This window comes from Cupriavidus sp. SIMBA_020 (assembly GCF_046535395.1).
GTDB classification, from domain to species: Bacteria; Pseudomonadota; Gammaproteobacteria; order Burkholderiales; family Burkholderiaceae; genus Cupriavidus; species Cupriavidus campinensis.
On record NZ_JAWRWU010000011.1, the window covers coordinates 101447 to 125807 of the forward strand.

At 60.2% G+C, this 24361-nt stretch carries 26 protein-coding genes, 5 pseudogenes and 1 other annotated feature; of the genes and pseudogenes, 15 read left to right on the forward strand and 16 right to left on the reverse strand.

The features are described 5' to 3' along the window. The first annotated feature begins 136 nt into the window (after nucleotides 1–136). From SB751_RS20370 to SB751_RS20380, 3 genes are all read left to right on the forward strand, one after another. A complete protein-coding gene (locus tag SB751_RS20370) occupies nucleotides 137–1840 on the forward strand; it encodes an AAA family ATPase (RefSeq protein WP_410748409.1) in 1704 nt (567 codons plus the stop codon). Between the two features lie 722 nt (nucleotides 1841–2562). Beyond that, a complete protein-coding gene (locus SB751_RS20375; protein ID WP_410748410.1) occupies nucleotides 2563–2874 on the forward strand; it encodes a hypothetical protein in 312 nt (103 codons plus the stop codon). A gap of 9 nt (nucleotides 2875–2883) precedes the next feature. Further along, the gene (locus SB751_RS20380) at nucleotides 2884–3126 is read left to right on the forward strand and encodes a hypothetical protein (protein ID WP_410748411.1); all 243 of its coding nucleotides are present in this window, start codon (nucleotides 2884–2886) and stop codon (nucleotides 3124–3126) included. 104 nt (nucleotides 3127–3230) lie between these two features. Here the strand turns inward: SB751_RS20380 and SB751_RS20385 are convergent, their stop codons facing one another. Both SB751_RS20385 and SB751_RS20390 read right to left on the reverse strand, forming a co-directional pair. Next, nucleotides 3231–3557, reverse strand: a complete 327-nt coding sequence (locus tag SB751_RS20385; RefSeq protein ID WP_410748412.1) for an integrase core domain-containing protein — start codon at nucleotides 3555–3557, stop codon at nucleotides 3231–3233. A 201-nt stretch (nucleotides 3558–3758) separates the two neighbouring features. Beyond that, nucleotides 3759–3872: pseudogene (locus SB751_RS20390) on the reverse strand (transposase); the annotation flags it as partial. Between the two features lie 705 nt (nucleotides 3873–4577). On the opposite strand from SB751_RS20390, the gene SB751_RS20395 reads away from it, so the two are divergent. The 3 genes and pseudogenes from SB751_RS20395 to SB751_RS20405 all read left to right on the forward strand — a co-directional run bounded on the left by SB751_RS20395 (nucleotide 4578) and on the right by SB751_RS20405 (nucleotide 5971). Then, nucleotides 4578–4841: a type II toxin-antitoxin system Phd/YefM family antitoxin gene (locus tag SB751_RS20395; protein ID WP_410748413.1), complete on the forward strand. Its 264-nt coding sequence runs from the start codon at nucleotides 4578–4580 to the stop codon at nucleotides 4839–4841. After that, nucleotides 4838–5107, forward strand: a complete 270-nt coding sequence (locus SB751_RS20400) for a Txe/YoeB family addiction module toxin (protein WP_410748414.1) — start codon at nucleotides 4838–4840, stop codon at nucleotides 5105–5107. Before SB751_RS20395 ends, SB751_RS20400 begins: the two co-directional genes overlap by 4 nt. Nucleotides 5108–5301: 194 nt before the next feature. Next, a pseudogene (locus SB751_RS20405) lies at nucleotides 5302–5971 on the forward strand (carbonic anhydrase). A gap of 86 nt (nucleotides 5972–6057) precedes the next feature. Here the strand turns inward: SB751_RS20405 and SB751_RS20410 are convergent. From SB751_RS20410 to SB751_RS20450, 9 genes are all read right to left on the reverse strand, one after another. Then, nucleotides 6058–6441, reverse strand: a complete 384-nt coding sequence (locus SB751_RS20410) for a hypothetical protein (RefSeq protein WP_410748415.1) — start codon at nucleotides 6439–6441, stop codon at nucleotides 6058–6060. Between the two features lie 60 nt (nucleotides 6442–6501). Then, nucleotides 6502–6930, reverse strand: a complete 429-nt coding sequence (locus tag SB751_RS20415) for an Hsp20/alpha crystallin family protein (protein WP_410748416.1) — start codon at nucleotides 6928–6930, stop codon at nucleotides 6502–6504. 23 nt (nucleotides 6931–6953) lie between these two features. Beyond that, nucleotides 6954–7403 (reverse strand): Hsp20/alpha crystallin family protein, encoded by a 450-nt coding sequence (locus SB751_RS20420; protein WP_410748417.1) that lies wholly within the window; start codon nucleotides 7401–7403, stop codon nucleotides 6954–6956. 579 nt (nucleotides 7404–7982) lie between these two features. Further along, the gene (locus tag SB751_RS20425; protein WP_410748418.1) at nucleotides 7983–8303 is read right to left on the reverse strand and encodes a DUF2188 domain-containing protein; all 321 of its coding nucleotides are present in this window, start codon (nucleotides 8301–8303) and stop codon (nucleotides 7983–7985) included. 83 nt (nucleotides 8304–8386) lie between these two features. Further along, a complete protein-coding gene (locus SB751_RS20430) occupies nucleotides 8387–8764 on the reverse strand; it encodes a hypothetical protein (RefSeq protein WP_410748419.1) in 378 nt (125 codons plus the stop codon). Nucleotides 8765–8803: 39 nt separating this feature from the next. Continuing rightward, nucleotides 8804–9403, reverse strand: a complete 600-nt coding sequence (locus tag SB751_RS20435) for a hypothetical protein (RefSeq protein ID WP_410748420.1) — start codon at nucleotides 9401–9403, stop codon at nucleotides 8804–8806. Continuing rightward, nucleotides 9400–9927, reverse strand: coding sequence for an alkyl sulfatase C-terminal domain-containing protein (locus SB751_RS20440; RefSeq protein WP_410748421.1), 528 nt, complete (start codon nucleotides 9925–9927; stop codon nucleotides 9400–9402). Before SB751_RS20440 ends, SB751_RS20435 begins: the two co-directional genes overlap by 4 nt. Continuing rightward, complete coding sequence (locus SB751_RS20445) at nucleotides 9819–10865, reverse strand: alkyl/aryl-sulfatase (protein WP_410748422.1); 1047 nt, start codon at nucleotides 10863–10865, stop codon at nucleotides 9819–9821. Before SB751_RS20445 ends, SB751_RS20440 begins: the two co-directional genes overlap by 109 nt. 71 nt (nucleotides 10866–10936) lie before the next feature. Next, nucleotides 10937–11263: a hypothetical protein gene (locus tag SB751_RS20450; protein ID WP_410748423.1), complete on the reverse strand. Its 327-nt coding sequence runs from the start codon at nucleotides 11261–11263 to the stop codon at nucleotides 10937–10939. Nucleotides 11264–11470: 207 nt separating this feature from the next. On the opposite strand from SB751_RS20450, the pseudogene SB751_RS20455 reads away from it, so the two are divergent. Beyond that, nucleotides 11471–12866 (forward strand): annotated as a pseudogene (locus SB751_RS20455) (FAD-binding oxidoreductase). Between the two features lie 995 nt (nucleotides 12867–13861). On the opposite strand, the gene SB751_RS20460 reads toward SB751_RS20455, so the two are convergent. Next, a complete protein-coding gene (locus tag SB751_RS20460) occupies nucleotides 13862–13996 on the reverse strand; it encodes a hypothetical protein (protein WP_410748424.1) in 135 nt (44 codons plus the stop codon). A 918-nt stretch (nucleotides 13997–14914) separates the two neighbouring features. Beyond that, nucleotides 14915–15169 carry a hypothetical protein gene (locus tag SB751_RS20465; protein WP_410748425.1) on the reverse strand — a complete coding sequence of 85 codons (255 nt, stop codon included), beginning with the start codon at nucleotides 15167–15169 and terminating at the stop codon, nucleotides 14915–14917. 303 nt (nucleotides 15170–15472) lie between these two features. On the opposite strand from SB751_RS20465, the gene SB751_RS20470 reads away from it, so the two are divergent. From SB751_RS20470 to SB751_RS20480, 3 genes are all read left to right on the forward strand, one after another. Then, nucleotides 15473–16165 carry a helix-turn-helix transcriptional regulator gene (locus SB751_RS20470; RefSeq protein ID WP_410748426.1) on the forward strand — a complete coding sequence of 231 codons (693 nt, stop codon included), beginning with the start codon at nucleotides 15473–15475 and terminating at the stop codon, nucleotides 16163–16165. Beyond that, nucleotides 16162–16791, forward strand: coding sequence for a DUF6036 family nucleotidyltransferase (locus SB751_RS20475; RefSeq protein ID WP_410748427.1), 630 nt, complete (start codon nucleotides 16162–16164; stop codon nucleotides 16789–16791). Before SB751_RS20470 ends, SB751_RS20475 begins: the two co-directional genes overlap by 4 nt. Before the next feature lie 768 nt (nucleotides 16792–17559). Further along, nucleotides 17560–17865 (forward strand): H-NS family nucleoid-associated regulatory protein, encoded by a 306-nt coding sequence (locus SB751_RS20480; protein WP_410748428.1) that lies wholly within the window; start codon nucleotides 17560–17562, stop codon nucleotides 17863–17865. A 295-nt stretch (nucleotides 17866–18160) separates the two neighbouring features. Here the strand turns inward: SB751_RS20480 and SB751_RS20485 are convergent, their stop codons facing one another. Next, a complete protein-coding gene (locus SB751_RS20485) occupies nucleotides 18161–19258 on the reverse strand; it encodes an IS5 family transposase (protein ID WP_410748429.1) in 1098 nt (365 codons plus the stop codon). Between the two features lie 256 nt (nucleotides 19259–19514). On the opposite strand from SB751_RS20485, the gene SB751_RS20490 reads away from it, so the two are divergent. Further along, nucleotides 19515–19838: an H-NS histone family protein gene (locus tag SB751_RS20490; RefSeq protein ID WP_410748510.1), complete on the forward strand. Its 324-nt coding sequence runs from the start codon at nucleotides 19515–19517 to the stop codon at nucleotides 19836–19838. 60 nt (nucleotides 19839–19898) lie between these two features. Here SB751_RS20490 and SB751_RS20495 read toward each other — a convergent pair. Continuing rightward, nucleotides 19899–20503 (reverse strand): annotated as a pseudogene (locus SB751_RS20495) (IS3 family transposase); the annotation flags it as partial. Continuing rightward, nucleotides 20295–20411: a sequence feature (AL1L pseudoknot), on the reverse strand. Its footprint overlaps the pseudogene before it by 117 nt. Nucleotides 20504–20588: 85 nt before the next feature. Between SB751_RS20495 and tnpA the strand changes: the two are divergent. From tnpA to SB751_RS20515, 4 genes and pseudogenes are all read left to right on the forward strand, one after another. Further along, entirely contained in the window at nucleotides 20589–20969 is a 381-nt protein-coding gene (gene tnpA, locus SB751_RS20500) for an IS66-like element accessory protein TnpA (protein WP_410748430.1), read from the forward strand. Continuing rightward, nucleotides 20966–21313 carry an IS66 family insertion sequence element accessory protein TnpB gene (gene tnpB / locus SB751_RS20505; protein WP_410748431.1) on the forward strand — a complete coding sequence of 116 codons (348 nt, stop codon included), beginning with the start codon at nucleotides 20966–20968 and terminating at the stop codon, nucleotides 21311–21313. Before tnpA ends, tnpB begins: the two co-directional genes overlap by 4 nt. 30 nt (nucleotides 21314–21343) lie before the next feature. After that, a pseudogene (gene tnpC, locus SB751_RS20510) lies at nucleotides 21344–22881 on the forward strand (IS66 family transposase). A 93-nt stretch (nucleotides 22882–22974) separates the two neighbouring features. After that, nucleotides 22975–23655: a universal stress protein gene (locus SB751_RS20515; protein WP_410748432.1), complete on the forward strand. Its 681-nt coding sequence runs from the start codon at nucleotides 22975–22977 to the stop codon at nucleotides 23653–23655. Between the two features lie 403 nt (nucleotides 23656–24058). Here the strand turns inward: SB751_RS20515 and SB751_RS20520 are convergent, their stop codons facing one another. Then, nucleotides 24059–24235 (reverse strand): hypothetical protein, encoded by a 177-nt coding sequence (locus SB751_RS20520; RefSeq protein WP_410748433.1) that lies wholly within the window; start codon nucleotides 24233–24235, stop codon nucleotides 24059–24061. Nucleotides 24236–24361: the final 126 nt, after the last annotated feature.

The following is a 24361-nucleotide window of genomic DNA, read 5'->3' on the forward strand; positions in this document are numbered from 1 at the left end:
TCGGTCAGCAGCGACGTCAGCAACTCAATTGTCAACTCCTCGACCGTATTACCTGGCGCAAACAGCAACGGATATTTGCGAGTAGAGCGGTTGTCGCGCATGAGCGATAATTACGCGCTTAGGCCTAGGAGACCTTATGCTGCAAAGCGCACGAGTACAGCGATTCAAATCCATTTCCGATGCTACCGTTCCATTTGGACGCGTAACTCTTCTTGTCGGGCCCAACAATGCAGGTAAAAGCAGTTTCCTTCATGCTATCCAGTTTGGAGTTTCCGTTGCGCAGAGCCTGCGCTTGGACAACGTCGCAATATGGAACGGCGAGGATTTATCTGGAAGCCTTGCTGCACAACAGCTTGTGTACACGCCGCTTCGGGATGTACATGCGCTTGCCGCAGGAGGAAACCTTCGTCAGGACGCGAATCAAGCAATCTCGGTAACGCTGACGACAGACGATATCGGTTCTGCAACGATTCAAGTAAGACGTGGAAAGAACAAGAACATCGCTGTAAGTATTCAAGGAAGTTCGCTTGGCAAGCGGCTTGAGTCAATGGAGCAACCGTTCAGCGTTGTTGCACCAGGGTTGGCCGGTATCCCAGCGTTTGAAGAGTTTCGATCGCCTGGGATAGTCCAACGAGCGGCCGCGAAAGGCGATGCAAATAGTGTGTTTCGAAACGTGCTCTGGCTTCTGAAACAAGACGCAGCAGCTTGGCAAACATTCAATACCCGTCTCGAATCGATCTTTGGCGGTTTGAATATCGATGTTTCATTCGATGCAGCCGTCGATGAATTCATCTCGGCGAAAGCGGTGAAAGCAGAGAGTACCCTGCCGGTCGATTCATGCGGAACTGGCGTTCTCCAGGCCATCCAAACGCTCGCATACATTGGGGTGTATAAACCGTCGCTTCTTATTCTCGATGAGCCGGACTCGCATCTGCACCCAGACAATCAGCGACGTATGGCGCGACTAATCGACACCATCACTCGATCGTCGGATCTCCAAGTCTTGATTTCTACGCACTCGCGGCACTTTCTGGACGAGTTTACCGAACTTGGTGCAACCGTCCACTGGTTCTCTGAAGGCGCGATTCATGCGGATAATACAGATCGGGTGTCGGTTCTGCTCGGCCTTGGCGCACTTGACGCGGGGGATCGTCTTCGCAACGGGAAAACGCCACTTATCGTCTTGACGGAGGACTCAAAGCCAGACGGCCTTCGAATCCTCCTACAAGCGTCCGGCCTAGGCGACGACGTATGTCAGATTTGGTCCTATGCTGGTTGCAGTAATGTTCAATCGGCTAAAGTCCTAGCAAGCTTCATCCGTGATCATGCGCCCGGCACGGTGGTCCTGGTCCATCGAGATAGGGACTACATGACCGATGAAAAGGCCGAGTTGTATTCTCGAAGCCTTACCGATGCCGGGATGGCGGTTTTCCTAACTACCGGTACTGACGTTGAAAGCCACTTCTTGAATGTTGACCACATCGCCTTGTTAGTACCTGAAGTCGATCGACCTGTCGCCGAACAGATGGTCAATGAAGCTACTTCCGAATCCCGTGCTATATCGGTAGAGCGATGCATTAACCACTGGCACAACGAGGCACAACGAGATCGAAACAAGGGTGGTCCGGAAGTCAATGTCGGACGTATATCTGCAGACGCAAATGCTGCGTACGACGCTGAACCAATCCGTTTTCGTTACGGGAAACGCGTCCGGGGCGTGGTGGCATCGAAGCTACAAGCCCGCCTCGGCCGTAACGTTGATATCGTTCAGGCGTCGGCAGCGTTGAGCGTCCCCCAACTGCAAGACATTGCGCGTCGGCTTGTACATGATCCAGAGTAGCGTGAGGAGGGGCGAGCTATTCATCGCGAGCCTTGATAACGCAAGTCAGCGGTCCGAACGGCCGCTTTAGGGACATGCGTTTGACCGCTTCGGGTCGAGCAGGGACTATCGAATGACCGCTGTTGATCCGCAGTCGGCTTGGCGCCGTTGGCACATCGGCGCAAATACAGACGGATCCAGCGTTGCGCACAATGTAGTTCGTGCCCTGTTCGGGCGATGCTGATCTAGGCCAAAGCTGGCTACCGCGCACGAATCCAGCATGACTGCTGTAAGTTCAGTGCAGGTCAGTATTAAATTCCATGCAATTGCCCATTGGCGACGATCTTCTACGATCCATACATTGCCGGACAGTCCGTGGTCGGCCTTCCGCGCAACAATAAGTGGCAATGCGAGGGGGAGGGCCTGCGATGACGTCAGGCACATCTACAGGTCAGGTCTTAGGCCAGCCTAGGAGACGGCACCCACCGCGCTCTCGGAATCGCGTACCGCGCCCGCAGGCGTCTCGCGCTCCGCGACTGAGAAGCAATTCACGCCAATTCCACACGCCCCTGGCACCTGCCAAGGCACCAACTCTCTATTCCACCCGGCCGCCAAACCAAATTTGGCTCCGCCTGGAAATGGCCTCATCAACCGTTGGCTAGTACCGCTGATGAAACTTGGCAGGCGCTACCCTTCGCTGTGAGCCGATGGTCATTCACGTCGAAAGAAGGAGAAATCCAAATATGGCGACGATCAACCATTTCGGACCCTACTACGTCACACCTGCTGGAGGCTTGGCCCCCGGCGCAGCGTACAACGTGGTCTGGGGCCCCAGCGATGTATTCAAGGGTTCGACGATAAATGTGACAGCTCACCCTGGCGGCAACCGCAGAGGTAGGTATGCGGCCTGGATCAGCGACATGTCGATCGAGAACGTCATTAGCGGCACAGGGGACATCAGCTTTGTAGAAACAAATGCGTATGCCACGTTCGCAAACGACGGGCAGGAGACCATTGACTATGTTTCCTTGTACCTGACAGTGACAACTGCTTAGGAGATTTCCATGAGATTGACGGTTATTCATGACAGCAACGGGAGCATCGTTTCCATGGTTGCTTATCCCGAAGGTTCGCCTCCGATGTACCCCGAGACAAAGCCCGGGCAGCATATGACTGAGATGGAAGCGCCAGCAAATATCAGGCTTGATCTGGATGCCAGGCAGCTACATGAGCGCCTGTCCGAGGTGATGCAACACTATCGGGTGGACATGGGATCGATGAAGTGCAGCCTGACCAGGAAATTCTGAGGCTTCAGCAGCCTGGGTTAGTGGGCATGCACTGGATCGGCACAAACTGCCGCTACACCCAGGCTCGTTGATCGAAACACATTTCAACTGACCCTCTCCCCAAATTAGTCCGGCTTGAAATTGGAGTCTGCGGCTAATCTTTGGGTATCCGGCTGCGCGGCACCACCACCGGGGTCCGTCATTGTGTCCTGATGTGCCGCTGCAAACTCGCGTCGGCGTGAGCCAGCCCAGGCTGCTGTGCGGTCTTGCCCGTTGTATTCATCGCGCCACGCCTGAATCGTTGCCCTGGCACGGCGTAGCAACAGGAACCAGTGGTCATTCAGGCATTCATCCCGGAATCTCCCGTTGAGGCTCTCGATGTAGTCATTCTCGACTGGACGACCTGGCCGGATGAAGCCCGGGTGGTACGCCGCGCCGATATGCACATTCATCAAGGACCTTGCCCGCAACTCCGGACCGTTGTCGACCGTGATCGATACCGGCAGCTTGCGGCTGTCAGCAGTTCTCTGTCGAGCACGGCACCGACTCGTAGTCCCGTCAGCGAGGTATCGACCTCAATGGCAAGGCATTCCCGCTTATAGTCATCGACCACGGTCAGGCATCGAATCTTGCGCCCACTGGCAAGTGAATTAGTAAGTGGCATCGCTGATGCCGTGCTTGCGGCAAAGCTCCTTGACCGGGGCTCCCGCCTCCGCCTCCTTCAGTACGGCGATGATCTGGCTCTGAGCGAATCTCGTCTTCTTCATTGTTCTGCTTCCTCTGGGTGAAGCAGACTCCAAATCAATCCGGGACTAACTCAAGGGAGGAGGTCAGGTCGGAACTTCTGATTCTGCTGGGCTAATTGGCGGGCCTTCTTTGTTTCCCATGTCGACACGAAACACGAAGAATGGCTGACGCTCAAGTTCAGTATCTGACGATCCGATATCTTCTGGCCCTTTCGGGCGATGCGCGGGATCCGTTGACAAACTATCCTCGACGCGACGGTGCGACGCCGCAAGGGGATAACCATGAATGTCATCGAAGAGGTCGAGTGCATATGCGGAACGACGGTGGAAATTTCGGAGTTCCGCCTTGGGCTGAGGGGCGAGACCGTTCCGACGAAGGCGCCCTGTCCGATGTGTGGAAGGGCCCTGTACGAAGTCGAAATGGACGGCATGATCCTAGTTGAGGTGATACTTCACGCGAACGCCCGCGCTTCGTAGCGATGGTCGCGCAGTCCCCGTCATGGCAGACTCATAGAGGCGCAAGGGAGTTTTCGGTAACTAAACCATGCAAGTCGACAGTCGCTTTTATGTGATTTTATAGACACTTACAATACTCAGCAACGCAGCGCTCTGGTGACGCCATGAGCATATCCTCGCAATTGCTAATAGGACTTGCTGTTTGCGAACCGCCCTCGTCTCGGTGCTATAATTGCACAATTAATTGTACAGGTATCCCGGAGGAAGCCCATGCGCACTATTCATTACTCCGATGCTCGCAACAACCTGAAGGCGGTCATCGATCAAGCCATCGCCGACCACGACGGCGTGCTGATCACGCGCCGTGACGCGCCCAACGCCGTCATCATGTCGCAGGAGCAGTACGACGGTTGGATGGAAACCATGTACCTGCTTAGCAGCCCCGCCAATGCGAAGCACCTGATGGAGTCCATCGAGCAACTGCGCCGCAGTGAAACGGTCGAGCGCCAGCTGATCGACCCCGATGCTGCATGACGCGCAGTGTGCTATTCACGGCCAACGCCTGGGAAACGTACCTCTATTGGCAGAACCAGGACAAAAAGACTCTCAAACGCATCAACGCGCTGATTCAGGACGCGCAGCGAGGCCCCTTTGAAGGCATCGGCAAGCCTGAGGGCCTGAAGGGCAATTTGTCCGGCTTTTGGTCCCGGCGCATCGACGATGCCAACCGGCTGATCTATGCTGCCGACGACGAAGTGCTCCGCATCGTCAGTTGCCGTTTCCACTACGGCGACAAGTAAGCCTCAGGACGGCGCAGACCTAGGCTCGCCGAACTCGGCGTTCGACACCGGGTGAAATATGACCTAAAAGGTGCTTGGTGACCTCACGTTCCCATGGACCCTAGCGTGGCTATCCTGGGCTAAGACCCACTCCAGCTAATAGTGGTGGTGGCATAGGCGCTACATCGTGACTGGGTTGTGCCAGCGTCTGTTATCTGGAGAACGCCAGGCGTGACATCATCGACGGCTTCCTGCGCTTTCAGCGAGAAGTCTATCCGCAACGCGTTGAGCTCTTCAAGCAGCTCGCGACGACGCAACATCCAAAGGCGCCGTTCGTCACCTGCTCGGGCAGCCGCGTGGCGCCTGAACTCCTTACGCAACGTGAGCCGGGCGAATTGTTCGTGATTCGCAATGCCGGCAAGATCGTGCCTTCGTACGGCCCGGAACCCGGCGGCGTCTCGGCCACCGTCGAGTATGCGGTCGCGGTGCTGGGTGTGAAGGACATCGTGACTTGTGGCCACTCCGACTACGGCGCAATGGGCGCCATTTCGCGGTGCACGTGCCTTGACCATCTCCCGGCGGTTGCGAGCTCGCTGCGCCATCCAGATGCCACCAAAGCAATCAACGCGGCGCACCATTTCGACACGCCTCGCACCAAGCTCGACGGGCTCGTGCGTGAAGACGTGATCGCGCAACTTGCGAATCTGCGCACGCATCCTTCAGTGGCCCTGGCGCTCGAACAAGGACGACTGACTGCACGGCTGGGTGTACGACATCGAGGCAGGCAGCATCGACGCACTGGACGGCACGACTCGATGCTTCGTGCCGTTGGCCGAGTCGCCGACGACAGTTGCGGTGACTGACCTTCGCCACGGAAGCGTATAACTGCCCCCCTGGCGGTCTGTACTGCGGCACGCCAATCGAAGGGCCTGAAGTGAAGAGCGTGCGGGGCAGAGATTCTGCCCCGCACCTCATTGCAACGGGGGTACCGCCCCAAGCTTTTCCGCGAGCATCCGCTCATACACGCCGAAATGCGTGTCGACTTCTGACTGATCCACCACGGTAACTTCCACCCCTACCCTGTCCTGCGGAAGCCCCAGCAGGATCGCTAGTGCGGGTTCGAGATGAAATGCCGCCTCTTTATCTCTGGCGAACGTGGTACCGATCCGGATCAGGTAGCTTTCCTCGCGCTGCGCGACCACTTCGACGAGCCTTGCCCGGGCGCTAAGGTTGCATTCGATTCCGATCTTTGCCAGTTCGGCCAACTGACGCGTACGCTCGGTCGGAAAGCCCCGCTCGCAGCGCAGGCGTGTACGGTGGCGGCCGAGGGTCAGCCATTCGGCATGAAACTCCATGATGTCCTCGTCATTCGGTTCACGCCGGCGAGACGCGCAAACATCTGCCGGCGTGTTCGGTCAACTGGCGTTGACGGTGATGCGGCGCGGCTTGGCTTCCTCGCGTCGAGGAATCATCAGCCGCAGCACGCCGTTCTGCAGATTGGCTTCGATCCGGGCGGTATCGAAATCCGGACTGACCGCGAACGTACGGGCAAAGCGCGGCTGTTGCAGCTCCAAATGCTGCACGCGCAGGTTTGGCGGTACGTCGACCATCGCTTCGCCCTCGATAAACAGGTGACCGTCGTGGACTTTGACGTCCAGATTGTCTCGTGTCACGCCCGGCAGGTCAGCAAACAACGTGATGCCACGGGCGTCCTCGACGATATCGACGGGCGGCGTCACGGTAGGCCGGCTGGGCCGGTTCTCCGTAGACTGATGCTGGATAGGCGCCGATTGGGTCGTATGTTGGCCGGCCGATGCGACCTGGGTGCTGGTGATGTCATCCATGATCTGACTCCTGGGCATTGGCGTTACTGAACGGCGATCGCCTTGGGGCGCGAGGCCTCACGCTTGCCGACACTGATGGTCAGGCAGCCGTTGACATAGCGGGCCTTGACGTTGTCAGGGTCTGCCTGCTGCGGCATTTCGATCACACGCCGGAATTTGCCGGCGAACCGCTCCTGTGCATAGACGCGCGTCGCTTCGCCGCTGCCTTCGGCTGGTACCTCCAGCGACGCACGCTCCCCACTGATTGTCAGCATGCCTTTATCGATGGAGACGTCGAAACCGTCCGCCTGCATGCCGGGAGCGAAGACGACGATCTCTATCGAGTCGTCCGTCGCGCCAATGTTGAGCAGCGGAAAGGTGCCAGTGCGGCCGGCGCGAAGGCTGGATGGAAAGCCGCCCGCCAGGTTCGCCATTTGCCTTTGCAGGCGGTCGAATTCGCTGAACAGGTCGGTTCCGAAGAAGAACTCGCTCATGATCTACCCTCCTGAGGAATGCGCAATGAAGGGCGAACGGGCCACGCGCTCCAGTTCGCTCGCCATTGCAGCCGACAAACAAATCGAAACACGCAGCGCACCACGGTACGGGTGCGACTGCCTGAGCAATCCCAAGGTAGGAGCCGGCTAGAGGATTTCAAGGGGGAGAAAATCCCACCTAGCTGAGTGCTTTTCTGTGCATTTTACGTGGCGTGAACGCTATCCGTGGAACAAAGCTTGCACAGGACAAAGGCCGACCGCCTTGGCTTCGACGTTTCTAGCGCCCGGGAGACGTTCGCGACTGCACGCTGCGGAGCCAGCTCAAGATATCGATTCGCTGACGCCAAAGCGGCCCACCACCCTAGTCCGGCGCTATTGCCCAGGAGCGGCATCCAAGCGCCGTACGACAAAGACGCAGATCCTGCACTTTCGTTGGGGGAACATGTAGATATTGCCGGCGCCACCATAGGTCGGGGCACGCTCGTGGGGATGAACGGAGGCCCCTGGGTTGGTGGGAAAAGAGCTCGCGGTAGCCTGATGGTTGCTGTGATTCTCGCCCTGCTTCCACCGTGGGGGCATCTAGCTGGGCGAACTGCTGCCACTAAAATCGAGACGACTTTCAGTGCTGTCTGCCCCGTGAATCAACAGTACGGCATCGTCTGCCATCGCCCTATGGACACCAGCGGCAATAGCATCCGTCCTTGAAGGGTATGTTGATTTCTCGTCATCGCCATCAGATTTCACCATCCAGCGGCCATGTTGAGATTGAAATACTTCGACGGTCCTTGTAGGCATCATCCCACTCCTAGACACCAAATGTTCTTTCTTTCTAGCAACCCGCCACCGCCGTTTCAGTAGGACATGCGCCGATTTTGATGCGAGATAAGAGAGCCCATACATCCGTTATATGTAACGCGTCACGTCGCAGAGGCAAAGGTCATTCATTGGAGAAGGCCCGCTGAAGCGCCGGACACAGTCGCCACTTACAGTAGAGCGTGGGCATGTGTCTTCCCTTCGTAACTATTCCCTAAGGCATCCGCGCTTGGGGCGGGTCGCGCCGCAGGGCGTGCAATCTCGTCCCTGGTTTGATACGCCTTACAAAAGCACCAGCAGAGCAAGGGCACCGCCACCAGCACGGTCAGTACCAGCGCCAGCAGGACCCACCAGGCCCAGATCATCAGCGGCAACCAGCACAGCATGCTGTAGAACACCACGCGTCGGGCGATGGCGAGCCCAGTCGGTGGAATCAGCCCAAGCTGGCGCTGCAGGCGAAACAGCCGGTCATCGCGGACGAGCGAAAAGCCCTCGGAAGCGGCAACCCCATCCCGATCCGGGGCGGCGCCTTGCGAAGTAAGGGCCATGTCGTTGGCCCCAAGGGACAGCCGCGCTGGCCGCGCAACTCAGAAGCGTGCGGGCGACGGCCGGCTGGCCATGGCGCCGCTGCCCGGCGGCGCGACGCGGGCCGCCAGCAGTGCCGCCACGCGCGTCTGTCTGGCCGGATCGCCTGCTAACACCACGAGGCCGCTATCCGCCGCCTGTTGCCAGGCGATATCCCCGGCCAACAGGCCACGCAGCACCGCTTCGCCGGTGACGACCACGACATCGCCATCGACCGGCCCCGCATCGTGGCCGGCATGGACGTCTTCAGCATCCCGGGTACGCTTGCCGGACGGCGTGTAACGCGTCCACAGCCGCGACTCGACCAGTAGTAGCGACACCGCCGGCATTCGGCCCCTGACGGACGCCAGCCGCTGCTCCAGCGTATGCGCCGCGGCGTCGGCACTCACGCGAGTGTCGGCAGGTTCCGAACCGACCGCCGGCGCCAGCGTGCCGGCGCGCCGCGCATCGAGCATGGCGAAAGCCACGCCGATGGACGCCGGATGCGCGGCCCCTACCTCATCGCCGAGTACGAAGTCAGAGCCGCACGCCGCCGCGTGCAGCGGCTGGGCGAGACAGGCGGCCGCCAGCGCGGCTCGCATCCAGTCGCGGGCGGTACTCATGGCGTCACGATGTTGAGCCAGAACGGGAACGAGTCGAGCAGCCCCAGAAACTCGCCGAGCGCCTCGCGCCGCCCTTCCACCTTCATGTCGCCCTTGGCGATGGCGTTCTCGATCATCGTCTCCTTGAGTTGGATCGAATCGAGCGTCGCCTTGGACAGCGTGATCTTCGCGTCGGCCTGAGGCAGCGGCTTGCCATAGTTCAAGACGGCGTTCTCCACTGCGAGGCCATACTGTTTTCTCAGGTCGGTGAAATCCAGGTTTAGGGCAATCTTCTTGCCTGCTGCCTTCGGGCCGTTCAGCCGCACGGACAGATAGTCGAACAGCATCTCGGGCGGCATGGCCTTAATGGTGTCCGGGCTGGCCACGTCGGTGCCGCCGGCCTTGGGCACGCCGTTGCGCAACTCGTAGGCACCCATCAGGTAGACGCCGCGCCAGGGGCCGCTTTCCGCCTGGTAGCCGAGTTGTTCCAGCGAATCGGCCAGCAGGTTTTTGCCGGCCTTGCTATTCGGATTGGCGAAGACCAAGTGCTTGAGCGCTTCGGCAGTCCAGCGATACTCGCCCTTGTCGAAGTCGGCCTTGGCGCGGCGCAGCGGCGCAGCACCGCTGCCTCCCCGCCCATGTACTCGACGTACTTCTTTGCGGCCATCTCAGGGGGGAGGTTGTTGAGATCCGACGGATTGCCGTCATACCAGCCCATGTAGCGCTGGTACACGGCCCGGGAGTTGTGGCGGAGCGTGCCGTAGTAGCCACGGTTCGGCCAGAACTTGTCGAGTTCGGGCGGCAGCTTGATGAGCTCCGAGATCTCCTCCCCGGTGTAGCCCTTGTTCATCAGGTTGACCGACTGGTCGTGCGTGTACTTGTACAGGTCGCGCTGCTTCTTCCAGTAATCGATGATCTTAGCGCTGCCCCACATCGGCCAGTGGTGGGCCTGGAACTTGAAATCGACATCCTTGCCGTAGAGGTCGATGGTCTCCTTCAGATAGCTGGACCACTTCAGTGCGTCGCGTACCTGCGCGCCGCGCAGTGTCAGGATGTTGTGCATCGTGTTGGTCGTGTTCTCGGCCATCCACATGCCCTTGAACTGCGGGAAGAACGTGTTCATCTCCGCCGGCGCCTCGGTGCCCGGCGTCATCTGAAACACCATCTTCACGCCATCCACCGTGATTTCAGTGCCGGTCTTGCTGATGACGTCCGTGGGTACGATCAACCCCGCTTCGCCCGTCGACACGGTCTGCCCCAGCCCGCCATTCACGCCGCCACGGGCATTGCGGGGCAGCAGCGCCCCGTACATATACATGGCACGCCGACCCATGGCGTTGCCAGCGATGACGTTCTCGCTGATGGCGAGTTCCGTAAAACCTTCTGGCGCAAAGATCTTGACCTTGCCCGACCTGACATCGGCCTCGTTCACGATGCCGCGCACGCCGCCATAGTGGTCGATGTGCGAATGGCTGTAGATCACGGCGACGATTGGGCGCTGCCCTAAGTTCTTGCTGACAAAGTCGAATGCGGCCTTGGCTGTTTCCGCCGAAATCAGTTCTGCATGGTCAGTTGGGCGTTGCGCCACAGGCTTGGATTCACCGTGTCCGGCGCCGGCTTGTCGATAGCAATGTATTGTTTGTATTGCTCGAGGTCCCAGACCACGTCGCCCTTGGCGTTTCGGATCGTCAGGGCGTCGGGCTTGGCCACCAACCCACGCTGCGCGTCTTCGAAATCGGAGCGGTCATTGAACGGCAGTTCATTCAGGACGGCGGCATTCGCGGCCCGGGTTGCGGCCGTGGCGGGCTTCCCGCCAACTGGCTGCGGTTGTGCGGTGTTCAGCGAGGAAGCGCCTATCGCTACCGCTGTGCTCACAATCATTGCTATCCGCATCGCCCTCTCCGAAGTTATGTTGGCGGCATATCGCGTTGGTCATTCGCGATGATCGGAGCGTAAATGCAGAATTCTCACTGACGGAAGTGAGAGATTTCGAGTTCGTATATAGCGGATTCGATTGCCACAGAATTGCGAGGGCGTCCGTTGTCCGCCTGATAGGGGCCACCTTCTTCCCATGACTGCCAGTACGCCCTGCTTGCCGAACTCGCCGCGCTGCTCGATCCCGCCGGACTGCAAACCGGCGATGCCATCGAAGTGCGCTTCCGCAAGGACTGGTATGCGCCGCTAGGTGCGCCGCCGCTTGCCGTGGCGCGGCCGCGCTCGACCGAGGAAGTGCCGGCGATCCTCGCGCTCTGCCATCGCCACGGTCAGCCCGTGGTGCCGCAGTGGGGGCTAACAGGCCTGGCGGCCGGCGCGACGCCCCATGCCGGCGAGCTGGCACTGTCACTGGAACGCATGCGCGGCGTGGAGGAAATCGACACACAGTCCGGCACCATGACCGTGCTCGCCGGCACCACGCTGCAGGCCGCGCAGGAAGCGGCGCGCGAGGCGGGATGGCTGCTGGCGGTCGACCTTGGCGCGCGCGGAAGTTGCCAGATCGGCGGCAATATTGCCACCAACGCGGGCGGCAATCGTGTGATCCGCTACGGCATGATGCGCGATCAGGTACTCGGCCTGGAGGTGGTGCTGGCCGACGGCACGGTGCTGACATCGCTGAACAAGATGCTGAAGAACAACGCTGGCTACGACGTGCGCCAGTATTTCGTCGGCAGCGAAGGCACGCTTGGCGTCATGACACGCGCGGTTCTGCGACTGGCGCCGCTGCCTTCGAGCACGCAGACCGCGCTATGCCCGCTGGCATCGTTCGACGATGTGGTGAAGCTGCTGGGTCATGCGCAGCGCGCATTGTCGGGCCGGGTCTCGGCGTTCGAGGCGATGTGGGCCGACTACTACACGCTGGTCACCACGCGCGTGCCGGGCGTGCGTGCGCCGCTGCCGGCAGGCCATCCGTTTTATGTGCTCGTCGATCTGCAAGGCAGCGACGCCGCTGCCGACGGCGCGGCATTCGTGCGCATGCTCAAAGACGCCATGAGCGAAGGACTGATCGTCGACGCCAGCCATCGCCGCCAGCGGCAAGGAAGCCGAAAGCTTCTGGAAACTGCGCGACGCCGTGGCGGAGTTCCCGCAGATGTGGGCGCCGAACGCCGCGTTCGACGTCAGCCTGCCGATCGGCCGGATCGGCGCATTTGCCGACGCGCTGCGCACCGCGGTGCTGGCGCAGTGGCCGGGCGCCGAACTCGTGAACTTCGGTCATGTCGGCGACAGCAACCTGCACTTCAGTGTGCACCTGCCTAGCGTCGCCGCAGCGGACGTCCCCGAAGCCGCCATCGACGTCGTGGCGTACGAGGTCGTCCGCCGGTTCGCCGGCAGCATATCTGCCGAGCACGGCATTGGCGTGCACAAGAAGCCTTTCATCCTCCATTCGCGCAGCCCCGCCGAACTGGCACTGATGCGAGCCATCAAGCAGGCGCTGGATCCGAAAGGAATTCTGAACCCCGGCAGGGTGTTCGACGCAGCGTCGACGTAGAAACGAGCGACTGTTATGGGTCTCGCGGCATTGACGGCCGTGACCGCCGCGATGCTGCGAAGAACCCGTCATTAGAGACCGATGGCGCCCTCAGCAAGACGGGCAGAACATGGAGGAGCGCTTCCATGCAGCGTAGCGGAGCTGTGACGGCTCGACTTTCGCTGCGCGGTGGGTTTCTCTACAGCTCCAGAGCCTCATGCACAATGCCTGTTAAGCCGACCTCAGCACCAACGTTACTTAATCAGTATTTCGTACCTCTGCAGCGCAGTGCCCCGGTTCAATCCTGAGAGTTAACACCTGCGTCGCGCGCATCCGATAGGTATAGACTAGAGATATTCCCTTCTTTCCAAGAGCGGATACGTCAGGATTTCGGCAGATTGATTTTTCGAGTATCGGTTTCGCCGACTGCATAAAGCTCGCAACGCCGGGCGACTGCGGATCGAACCCCTTCAGCACGAGGTCAAAAGATACCTCCTTGGCCTTCATCACCCTACAAGTCACAAGGTAAGTCGACTCGTCGATTTGGTGAGGTGCCGTGCGATTTAGCCGAGCGCAGGCCAGCTCCACACGCTGCCGTATATCGCTACCGGCTTTCAAATCCAAGCTGCCTCCCAACCGGTCAGGAGTTCCATAGACTGTGCCAAGAAGTACAGAGTCAAGGGAAGATGACTCGCCGCCAGCGGCTAGCGGGTACCCGAGCATGGTGCTCAGCACGAAGCAGGGCGGCCCAAACCAGTGACCAAGTCGAGACCAACCTTTATCCACGGAAGGCTCCATGCAGAAATAGGTCTGAATCTACCGCTGGCGGCTTCCTGTGACTGTCCGCATCTGTCTGACTTTACAGGCGAAAAGGCCACGAGGGCGACCGCGATCTGTAGGATGCGCCTCGCCACTCGGTTCCCGAGATGCCGCTGGCAGGCGCATTCGCTCGCGGGCCGGTCGCAGCCCCCACGATAGCGCGCGAGCACGAAGCCGTGCTGTAGGATGCCGGCGTCCTAGGCCAGCGGCGTGGCAAGCTGGACCAGGCCATCGGCCACATTGTCGAGGAGGTCTTGCGAGTACGCGGGATCGCTGACGGCAAGGGACAACCCCAGCGCGCCGACGCAGGCGGAGAGTTGAAGCAGAGCCATCGCGCGTGAATCCGCGTGCCCTTCCACCTTGCTAAGTCCTTCCAGGAGGGCTGTCGAGCGCCCGGTAAGCGCGGCTTACGGTCCCTACGTGAAGTAGTTCGCCCAGCCGCCCAGCTTGCGGTTCAACTTGCCCACCATGGCCGTGGTCTCTGGCCATCCCGTTTTCAGGGCGGTCAACGCATGGAACTTCTCGGCCATGCGCCGAATACTCCTCTTCGACGGCAGCATACCCATACGGGGCTGGCCGGTCTCCTCCGATCAGATCCGTCCATTGGCAGCAAGGACTGAACATGCGTATCGACTACACCAAAACCTTCCCAGCCGGCGTCGCCGCCTTGAACAGCGCGGCCTCTGCACGACAATGGGAGCGCGCCCGCATCAGCAGCGCTCCACCGCGCACATCGCAACTTACCGGATGCTTGCGACAGCCGACAGGCGTTTCTCCCGCTCATCCGCCGAGTCCTCCGGCCTAACTTCCTTCCGCCGCGCGACGGCGCATAACGCCAAGCTCTCTTGCGCCGGGGCGCCATGGATCTGCAACGCCACATTTTTGAGCATCGCTAACGAACGCCGGCCGCGATGGTGGCCTCGCGGCACGGCAGTAGGACGGGAAGGCTACCTCGCCAAGGCTCCAGCGACCGTCTGCGGCCGGCATAACATGACGCTGTGGGGGCGAAGTTCGAATAGTCGTTGTCAAATTTTGGGGCTTCGCGACAACGGGCTTCAGGATAATCGCGACGCGCTCGGCGTCTATGGCCCTCCTCATGGGGTAAGCCCAATGAGCCATTGTCGCGCGATTCCAATTAATATTAACTACCGGTGACGCCGCAGGTACGTGGAACGGGGAGCGCGGCGCACCGATTCGGGTGCCGGCGCTACCTGCGGGCGTCGCCTTCGTCCCGCCGGCCGGCGGGGCGGCTAGCGAGGACGGCTGCCGGACGGCCGCCTCATGCGCGCGAGCGCCTCGGCCAGGATGGCGTCGACGCGTGCCGCGCGCAACCAGTCCAGTGTCTCCTCCAGAGTTTTAATGAGCGCCCGTTTGCCTGCAGCCGGGGCACTAGCGGCCTCCAACTCGGCCAGCAATGCTTGCTGGCGATCCAACATTCTTTCCGCTTCGAGAATTGCCCGTTCAATCGCCACAAGAGACGTTGCGGCACCTGCTCGCGGTTCCATGGTGGGCTCCCTGGGGCTAGCCAATCTACAACGTGCGATGCAGTGGAGCAAAATGCACCCAGCCCGCCGGCTGCCATCTCTGGACGCGCTAGTGATTATTCCATTGTGCGACATGGTGAAACGATTGCCAATACTTGCCGCTGTCGAGCGTCTGCGCTGTGGACCCGTGCCTTCGCACCAGGTTGCGCCGCCTACTATGGCAGGACGTTTCTCGAGTTATTCCGGAGGCGCGTCCCACCGTCCCGCTTTCATATGACCAATATACTGGACAAGGTTTGCGTTTTTGCCCAGCATACTGAACATATGATCTACGTCCGAGAAACGAACCCTCTCGTAGAGCGCCAGTTGCTTCTGACGCTGGGCGATCGGCTTCGGCGTCTTCGCAAGACCAAGCGGCTGACGGCCAGTGAGTTGGCGGAGCAGGTAGGCATCTCGCGAACCACACTCGCATCTGTCGAAGCGTGCGATCCGACGCCGTCAATCGGCACCGTACTCCGGGTCATGTCGGCTCTCGGTGTCGCGGGTGACCTCGCTTTGTTGGTGTCCGACACATTCCAACCAGCGCCGCCGAACACCGCAGGATCGAACACGTACCGCGGCCGCCCGGACGTTCAGGTGACGATTAGGGCGGATTCGGCGCATCATCGGGCACAGGATCTTCAGAGCATGGCCCTTCACGAAAGGGCATTTCAATTGTTGCGCGAGAATCCCGAACTCCGGCAGCGTGCACTCGACAAGCTCGCGGCCTGGCGCGCGAAGGGTCCGTCTCGTTCAGAATCTCTCTGGCTTGAATGGGAGCACATTCTGGCGAATAAAGCGTGGCGCAGGGCACTGGGGCGTACGAAGCGCGCGCAGGAACTCAGGCAGGCATCCCCCTTGCCTACTCTGCTGCCAGAGGAGGTCCGCCGCGAGATAATTTCTCAGGTTCAGGCGCTCAAGAAAGGCGTGGTGATCGGCGATGTGCCCGAAGACGAGTCCGCTGGAGAACCGCAATGAAGCGCGAGGATCTCGAGCACATCATTCGTGCGTCCGGCGTTATCACGGACGAGTACGAGTTCGTCATAGTCGGCAGCCAGTCCCTTCTTGGCGGGCATCCGTATCCACCGGAGGTCTTCACAGCGTTGGCGGAGGCCGACATCTATCCGCTCCATGCTCCCGAGAAGGCGGATGACATCGATGGCGCGATTGGCGAAGGCTCTCAATTCCACGAGTCGAATGGTTATTACGCGCAAGGCGTCGGGCCGGACACCGCGATATTGCCTGACGGATGGTTGCGGCGAGTCGACAAGATTCAGAACGATGGTACGAATAGCCGGATAGGGTACTGTCTGAGCGCTATCGATCTATTCATGGCCAAGGTCGTCGCTAATCGTGACAGAGACCGCGACCAACGTGGCGCTGTTGGTGCACGGCTACGCGGGGGCAGAAATGGCCGTTTCGAAGTCGACCAGATGCTGATTGACACTGCGGCAAAGGGCCGCCTGCGAGCTCGGGTCAAGCGTTGGGTGGGCATCGCTCAGGCACAGGCACTCGCAAAGGACTGGGGAAAGCCGGACAAGGCGACTGCCCCAGCATTTAGGGCTGTCGTAGGCGCCAATGGCCGCCACATAAGTTGTTTTTAGCGCACTTATAGACTTTAAAAATACATAACTTTCATACGTGAAAGTTAGATTTCGCTATAAGGCGAGTGGATCCGGATCCATATGAGGAGGCCAGGCCGCCGTCCGGTTTCCGTCGCCCGTGCAAAGGTTCACTTCCAGTCCCCCTTCCACGACGTCTGTAAGGGTGGCGCTAGCCTTTACGTTTTGACCGGCGCGCGGGGCCTACAGACAACAGTAGCTAGGCCTTTCGGCCCCAAGGCTCGCTTAGAACGGTGACGGGTGCCGCTCCAGGGGAGCGGCCAGTTGTCTCAAAGTTCGGTGTGGGCGGTAAGATATCCATGCTCGACTGCCGCGGGCGTCACGCTGACAAACGTGCGGACACTACCGTGGCGAAGGCCTACGCCTTCATGCGGTTGCGATCTTTGCAGGATCCCCGCCTGCGCGAGCACAATAGCTACGAAGCCAAAGCTAGCGCACCGACAAGGTAAGAATGGGCAGGAAACAGATTTCAGAATTAAAGGCCGGCAACTACTGGGCAACCCCGCACGAACCCTTCCTTCTTGATGGCCCCAACGGCCACGATGAAGTGTTTCCAGGGGCGGAGTGCGTGTGCGACGGCAAGTGGGCAACCTTGGCACCGAGGTGTGGTCCTGCAACGCGACGTATGCCGCAGCCCATTTCAACTTTACACCTCTCCAAAATAATTCCGAATATTCAAAGCCATAGCGAGAAGCTCCCCGTTGCCATTCACAGAATAAAGCTAGGCGCTCCCGCATTGATGCATGAAGGATGAACATTAACGTCACGAGAAGAGCTTTTCCGGATCTCTTTGAAAAATCCGAAGCAAAGATCCACCGTACGCGCGCAGAAGCGATTCTGTGGATAAAATCTGCCATGGCGCGTCACGGTATCACTATCGAACAGCTATTCGAAGCTGGATGTTTTTCCTCAGCGGTCTCAGACATAGTGATTGCGAAAAGCGTCATGTATAGAGACGCTGCAGGAAACACTTGGGATGGCATCGGCGATGTTCCTGAATGGTTGCAACGCGCGACCAATGCTGGCCAGTCAATTGAGCATTTTAGGATGCCATAGTGACGCTTCCCAATTGCATCGATTCCTGGCACTCCTATGCCGAGTAGGATGCGTCCGCCCGAGTAGGCTACGGTAGCGAAAAGTTATCGAAATCTTTCACACCGCACGAGGCAGTCGATCCATGCAGGCGGATAGTTTATGCAGCCCTAACAGGCTGCTGAAGTACTCCCCGCGCAAACGGCGTACTTTCCGCCTGTGCGGGTGAGGACTGCTTGATTTCACAATCCGGAAGCTACGTGCCCTCGAATCGATTTTTTCAATCGTTCGGCGCCCATTTCCGGCCTCATTTCCTCGATTACTCCAACTGCGGACGGATTTGTCCCAGCGAACGCATGCGCACGAGGTTGTAGGCGGCCATGCTCAGGACGAACATCTGATCGACCCGCTTCAGTCCACGCACCATTACTTGCCGCATGCGCCCGACAGTCTTGACCCATCCAAAGCCTTGCTCGATCAGCTTGCGCTTTTGCTGCGAGACGGCGTAACCCTCGCTGCGAGCAATGACATCAGGTACCGCTGAGCGTCGACCTGAGGTGTTTTGCGCCACATGCGGCGTCACCTTCATCTCCAGGCACGCCTCAATGAACTCCTGCGCGTCGTAGCCCTTGTCTGCACCTACTGTGATTTCCGTGTCCGGGTCGACCGCTGCCTGCCGGGCATCGTTGAGCATGACCTTCGCAGCCTCGCGCTCGGCGTGTCCATCAGCGGTGCTCACCAGGGCGCTGACTACCAAACCGTGGCGGTTGTCACTCAACGTGTGGCCCATGTATCGCAGTTCACTGCCAGTCTTGCCTTTGCGATAGAGCTTTGCATCGGGATCGGTGCTGGACTGGTGCGTCTCGTTGCTGCGCTCGCGCCCCCTGAAGTTGCCGCTATCGTCGTCGCCGTCGCTGCCATCCTTGCGCACAAAGCTCTTGTGGCCGGCCCACGCCTGAATCAGCGTGCCGTCCACGCTGAAGTGCTCGCCCGACAGCCAGTTCTTCTTCTGCGCAATCGCAAGCACTTCATTGAAGAACCCGATCACCGCGTCGTGCTGGATCAAGCGAGCCCGGTTCTTGGTGAAGACCGTGGGCACCCATACGGCGTCGTCCATCGACAACCCGATGAACCAGCGAAACAACAGGTTGTACTGCGTCTGCTCCATCAGTTGGCGTTCGGACCGGATGCTGTAGAGCACCTGCAACAGCATCGCCCGCAACAGCTTCTCCGGCGCGATGCTCGGGCGACCGCCCTTGATGTCGGCCTCATACATCCCGGCGAACAGCCGATCCATCTTCGCCAGCGCCTGATTGGCCATCGTCCGGATCGAACGCAATGGATGGGACTTCGGTACGAAATCGTCCAGCCGCTGCATGGTGAACAAGCTTTCGGTGAAGGTGTCTGTGCCGCGCATCCGGTGTCGATGAATGAATCGTTTCGAATTCTCAGATCAACGTTTCGACATGTCGATGCGCTGACTTGGGATCGAGGTACTTCAGCAGCCTGCTAAAACGGTCGGCTTTGAACGTGTTTATGATCCTCCCGGTCTCCCTGCAGTGTTACCTTTGACAGGTCTTGAATATTTTTATCCTCTATATTATCTCCTTCCCTTCTTTGCTGATACGTTCTGATATAGGATGAAAGGACTCAACAATACTAAGGACCGAAGAATGGCAACATACAAGCAGCTGCTCGCTGAAAAACAGGCATTGGAAGCCAAGATCGAGCAAATGAGGGTTGAGGAAGTCGCAGGTGTGGTTGAGAAAATCCGCGGTCTGATGGCGACTCACGGTCTTACGGAAGGAGACATTGCTCCGAAGCGTCGTCGTGGCCGACCCGCAAAAAGTGGTGGTAGTACGGCAGCGAAAGCGGCGCTGCCTGCCAAATATCTGGATCCCAAGACTGGTAAGACCTGGTCCGGTCGCGGCCGAGCGCCGGCTTGGCTGGGAAAGAACCCGAAGCGCTTTCTAATTGCGGAGGAAGCAACGGCCTGACCAAGGAAAAGAGCAGAATCCTCAGCAGCGTGGTGAGACGCAGATCTCACCAGAGTGATTGAACACGTCGATGACGAAGGCCACGTACAGCCAGCCCTGCCAAGTCCAGACGTAGGTGAAATCGGAAACCCAAAGCTGATTGGGTCGGTCGGCCTTGAACTGTCGATTGACGCGATCAAGCGGACACGGCGCTCGCGTATCGCTTGTGGTCGTGCGCACCACCTTGCCGCGGACGACACCGCGCAGCCCTCGGCGGCGCATGAGCCGCTCGACGGTGCAACGGGCCACCGGAATGCCCTCACGGTTCAATTGCTTCCAGACCTTGTCGGCGCCATAGACCTGCATGTTGGCTTGCCAGACGCGCTCGACGTGCGCGATCAGAACATCGTCACGCCGGGCTCTGGCACTGCGCAGGGCGGGATTGCACCGCTGCGCCGCGTAACGCCAATAGCCCGACGGGGCGATCCGCAGCACCTTGCAGATCGGCTCGACCCCGAAGCTGTCGCGGTACTTGTCGATGAAGGCTCTCATCACTTCAATCGGCGGTCGAGCTCCGCCTGCGCGAAAAACGCGCTGGCCAGCTTCAGGATCTCATTGGCCTTGCGCAGTTCCTTGACTTCACGCTCCAGCGACTTGATACGCTGCTGCTCGCTCGTGCCAGGACCTTCCGTAAGCACCCGGTGAGCACCGTCTAGACGTTGAAGCATCGATAAGCACAATAGGTCCCCACCTATCGATAAGTGGGGACCTATGTCAGAGGCTGCTAAGGATCAGGAAGGTGGTTATCGCCGGGAGCCAAGGCGCCGCTTCTCGGCGGAGTACAAATGCCAGATAGTGCAGGCGCTGCTGTCGTCGCCGATGTCACTGGCGCGTTTCGCGCGCGAGCACGGCCTTAACCACAATCAACTGGCCAGATGGCGGCGCGAGTACGAACAAGGCGCGTATGGACCGATTGCCCAGGCGGCCGTGGAGTTCGTTCCGGTGTGCATCGCGCCGACGGCCACTTCCCCCTCGCAACGAGCGTCGTCTGGAACGATAACGACCGTTGAGCTTCATCTGCCCAGGGGCAGGATTGTGTTGCACGATGTCGGCGTGGACGGTCTGCGCGAGCTCATCGAGGCACTACGATGATCGGCTTGCCAGTGGGAACACGTTTGTGGGTGGCTGCGGGGATCACCGACATGCGCTGCGGCTTCAACGGGTTGGTGGCCAAGGCCCGGACCACGCTGTCCGAAGACCCATACAGCGGGCACGTCTTTGTCTTCCGCGGCCGGCGCGGCGACCTCATCAAGGTCTTGTGGTGGAGTGGAGACGGGCTCTGCCTGCTGGCCAAGCGCCTGGAGCGCGGCCGCTTCGTCTGGCCGCAGGCTGACAGCGGCAAGGTCTACCTCACGCCCGCACAGCTATCGATGCTGCTCGAAGGCATCGACTGGCGCAAGCCGGAACGCACCTGGCGCCCGACGCTCGCCTTGTAAACAGATGCGTTGCTTCCTACACTGCTGGGCATGCAGACAGATCCCGCGACGCTTCCCGATGACATCGCCACATTGAAGGCGATGATCATCGCGCGTGACAGCGCACTGCGCGATCATGCGATCGAGATCGAACACCTCAAGCTGCTGATTGCCAAGCTCAAGCGCCAGCAGTACGGCCACAGGTCTGAGAAGCTGGACCGGCAGATCGAGCAGCTCGAACTCAAGCTTGAAGAACTGCAGACGGATGAAGGCGTCGCCGCGGCAAGCGCGCCTCGCGCGCGCACTGTCCATGGCAACGTTGGACGCAATCCGATACCGGCGCACCTGGAGCGTGATGACGTCGTTCACGCGCCAGCAGAGATCACGTGTTGCGCATGTGGCGGCGCCTTCAAGGTCTTGGGTGAGGACGTCTCAGAGCAGCTCGAACTCGTGCCGGCGAAACTACGTGTCATCCGACATCGCCGCGTGAAGCTCGCCTGCACTGGCTGCGATCGCATCGTGCAGGCGCCCGCGCCCAGCCGTCCTATCGACCGCGGCATCCCCGGACCAGGATTGCTGGCCAACATCCTCGTCTCAAAGTTCTGCGACCACCAGCCGCTGTATCGTCAGCGCGTTCGCTGGGAGCGTGAAGGGATCGATCTGCCCGAGTCGACACTGGGCGACTGGGTCGGAGGCTGCTCGGCATTGCTCAGCCCGCTGGTGGCCGCCGTCCAACGCTATGTGATGGGGGCAACAAGGTGCATGGCGACGATACGCCGATCCCCGTACTGGCGCCGGGCAATGGAAAGACGAAGACGGCACGGCTGTGGACCTATGTGCGTGATGACCGGCCATCGGCCGATGTCGCGCCACCCGCAGTGTGGTTCGCCTACTCGCCCGACCGCAAGGGCGAACATCCACAACACCATCTCCGATCCTTCGCCGGGACCTTGCAAGCCGATGCGTACGCTGGCTTCAACGCGGTCTATGAAACGGGGCGAGTGCAAGAAGCCGCTTGCTGGGCGCACGCCAGACGCAAGTTCCACGAGTTGCATGCGGTGCGCCCCAATGCCGTCACCGAGCAGGCGTTGGCGCGCATCGGCGAACTCTATGACATCGAGCGCGAGATCCGAGGGCAGCCACCAGACCTGCGCCGGGAGATCCGGCAACGCGAGGCTGTACCGCGACTCGCGACGCTCAAGACCTGGCTGGAGGAGACGGCGGGCAAGCTCTCGCGCAAGTCAGATACCACGGCGGCCATCCTCTACACGCTCAAGCGTTGGGAGGCGTTCACGCGCTACGCCAACGATGGGCGTCTGGAGATCGACAACAACAGCGCGGAGCGCGCGTTGCGCGCCGTTGCCTTAGGCCGCAAAAACTTCTTGTTCGCAGGCGCTGATAGCGGCGGCGAACGTGCCGCCGCGATGTACACCCTCATCGGCACCGCAAAGCTCAATGGCCTCAACCCTGAGGCGTACCTCCGCCACGTGCTGAACCACATCGCCGATCATCCGATCAACCGGGTCGATGAACTGCTGCCCTGGGCCGTCGCCGCTGAACTGCAGCCCACCGACGTCGCCCACGCCTGACCGTACCAGCCCCACACGTATTGCTTCACCCGTCAAGGACGGTGCTCATCGGGCCGTTACGCCGGGACCGATCGCCACCACAATGGAAAACACGTGGGAAGCGCCATCGCAGCCGACCTCTCGGCCAACTGTGATGCGGCGAGGCTGGCCTTTGACACCGCCACGGAGCACCTGCCCGTGGCGGTGGACTGGCGTGTCGGGGAAGGCACGCCTATCGATGCCATGCATTGTGAAGGCCGGCTGGCAGATCTCATCATCGTGGGCCAGCCGGCGCCAGGTGAGGTCGGCGCATCTGCCACACGGCGGTTCATTGAATTGACGATCGTGGGCACGGGCCCGCCGGTGCTGGTCCTCCCCGCCGGCGGCAAGATTGCCGCGGCACCGTGGCCCTATGCATCGGCCATGGTGGCGTGGAGCGGCACCCGTGGATCGGCCATGGCGCTGCGGAGCGCACTACCCTTTCTCCTGCTCGCCCAGCGCGTGAACCTCGTATCCTGCCCGCCTGACGGCCTGGGGCGCCACCCGGGTGTCGCGCCGCCAAGCTACGCGATGAGCTGGCTTTCCCGCCATGGCGTGAAAGCGACGCTGACGGAAATGATCGTCCATCCATCCGGCAGTGTGGGCGACGCCCTGCTGGAATTGGCCGCGCGCCGCAAGGCCGACCTCCTCGTCTGTGGGGAATACGGACGCCGCGCCATGAGCGATCTCGTCCTAGGCAGGGTCGCCGACACGCTGCTGAGCAAATCGCCGATTCCCACGCTCTTCGCCTGCTAGACATCCGGGCACTTTATCCCCGCCATGTCAGGTCACCCTGACAGAAGCCGACTCATTCCTGACGCTGGTCTCAGCCATTGCTGATTTCGCTCGGCCCTGCGCTCGAAAATACACATGATGCGCACGTCCAGCGGCAGCAATCTGACGGCGCAGCAATCCAGAGGTTGCAATCGCTGCGATCACTAATTGCGCTGGAAGTTGATTGAGTCGAGGTCGAGTCGGAACAGCTCTCTCGCCGTCGCTGTCACCCGCATGGCGTGTGTCGACGAGGGGCTTTTCTAACCACAAAAAAGCGCCTGCGTCAGAGCGCAGGTGAGGAATGGGCCATCGCGGCTCGGAGCGCGCGATGGAAACATTGTGGGGCTGAAAACAGGCTTACGCATATGGTGTCCAACGATGGCATCTATGCGGACTTCGAGGTGGACGTGCCCAGCACCGAATTCGGCACGACTTCGCCGCGCCGCCACGCCTGGAGCAGCGTGCCGGGCAGCTTGCCGCTCGCCACGTAGGTGATATCGAGGAATTGCTCGACCCGTTCCAGCCGGGCCCGGGAAATACGTTGCACAGTCTTGTCTTGCATCGCCGATTCTCTTGGTTGTCGTTGCCGCGGTGTTCTGACGCGATGATGCCTGCGAGCCGCCAGACTACCCAGAGTCGAGCACCGATTGAATCCCCGCCGAAGGCCCGGCAACTTCACAACACGGCA

Excerpts from the sequence above, each read along its gene's own strand:
- SB751_RS20460 (WP_410748424.1), bottom strand. The coding sequence starts at position 13,996 with ATGGCTCTGCTTCAACTCTCCGCCTGCGTCGGCGCGCTGGGGTTGTCC.
- SB751_RS20415 (WP_410748416.1), bottom strand. The coding sequence starts at position 6,930 with ATGGATGACATCACCAGCACCCAGGTCGCATCGGCCGGCCAACATACG.
- SB751_RS20435 (WP_410748420.1), bottom strand. The coding sequence starts at position 9,403 with ATGAGTACCGCCCGCGACTGGATGCGAGCCGCGCTGGCGGCCGCCTGT.
- SB751_RS20465 (WP_410748425.1), bottom strand. The coding sequence starts at position 15,169 with ATGGAACCGCGAGCAGGTGCCGCAACGTCTCTTGTGGCGATTGAACGG.
- SB751_RS20470 (WP_410748426.1), top strand. The coding sequence starts at position 15,473 with ATGATCTACGTCCGAGAAACGAACCCTCTCGTAGAGCGCCAGTTGCTT.
- SB751_RS20430 (WP_410748419.1), bottom strand. The coding sequence starts at position 8,764 with ATGGCCCTTACTTCGCAAGGCGCCGCCCCGGATCGGGATGGGGTTGCC.
- SB751_RS20480 (WP_410748428.1), top strand. The coding sequence starts at position 17,560 with ATGAACATTAACGTCACGAGAAGAGCTTTTCCGGATCTCTTTGAAAAA.
- SB751_RS20475 (WP_410748427.1), top strand. The coding sequence starts at position 16,162 with ATGAAGCGCGAGGATCTCGAGCACATCATTCGTGCGTCCGGCGTTATC.
- SB751_RS20370 (WP_410748409.1), top strand. The coding sequence starts at position 137 with ATGCTGCAAAGCGCACGAGTACAGCGATTCAAATCCATTTCCGATGCT.
- tnpA (WP_410748430.1), top strand. The coding sequence starts at position 20,589 with ATGTCAGAGGCTGCTAAGGATCAGGAAGGTGGTTATCGCCGGGAGCCA.
- SB751_RS20410 (WP_410748415.1), bottom strand. The coding sequence starts at position 6,441 with ATGGAGTTTCATGCCGAATGGCTGACCCTCGGCCGCCACCGTACACGC.
- SB751_RS20395 (WP_410748413.1), top strand. The coding sequence starts at position 4,578 with ATGCGCACTATTCATTACTCCGATGCTCGCAACAACCTGAAGGCGGTC.
- SB751_RS20400 (WP_410748414.1), top strand. The coding sequence starts at position 4,838 with ATGACGCGCAGTGTGCTATTCACGGCCAACGCCTGGGAAACGTACCTC.
- SB751_RS20485 (WP_410748429.1), bottom strand. The coding sequence starts at position 19,258 with ATGCGCGGCACAGACACCTTCACCGAAAGCTTGTTCACCATGCAGCGG.
- SB751_RS20385 (WP_410748412.1), bottom strand. The coding sequence starts at position 3,557 with ATGAATGTGCATATCGGCGCGGCGTACCACCCGGGCTTCATCCGGCCA.
- SB751_RS20375 (WP_410748410.1), top strand. The coding sequence starts at position 2,563 with ATGGCGACGATCAACCATTTCGGACCCTACTACGTCACACCTGCTGGA.
- SB751_RS20490 (WP_410748510.1), top strand. The coding sequence starts at position 19,515 with ATGGCAACATACAAGCAGCTGCTCGCTGAAAAACAGGCATTGGAAGCC.
- SB751_RS20450 (WP_410748423.1), bottom strand. The coding sequence starts at position 11,263 with ATGATTGTGAGCACAGCGGTAGCGATAGGCGCTTCCTCGCTGAACACC.
- SB751_RS20520 (WP_410748433.1), bottom strand. The coding sequence starts at position 24,235 with ATGCAAGACAAGACTGTGCAACGTATTTCCCGGGCCCGGCTGGAACGG.
- tnpB (WP_410748431.1), top strand. The coding sequence starts at position 20,966 with ATGATCGGCTTGCCAGTGGGAACACGTTTGTGGGTGGCTGCGGGGATC.
- SB751_RS20380 (WP_410748411.1), top strand. The coding sequence starts at position 2,884 with ATGAGATTGACGGTTATTCATGACAGCAACGGGAGCATCGTTTCCATG.
- SB751_RS20425 (WP_410748418.1), bottom strand. The coding sequence starts at position 8,303 with ATGTATGGGCTCTCTTATCTCGCATCAAAATCGGCGCATGTCCTACTG.
- SB751_RS20420 (WP_410748417.1), bottom strand. The coding sequence starts at position 7,403 with ATGAGCGAGTTCTTCTTCGGAACCGACCTGTTCAGCGAATTCGACCGC.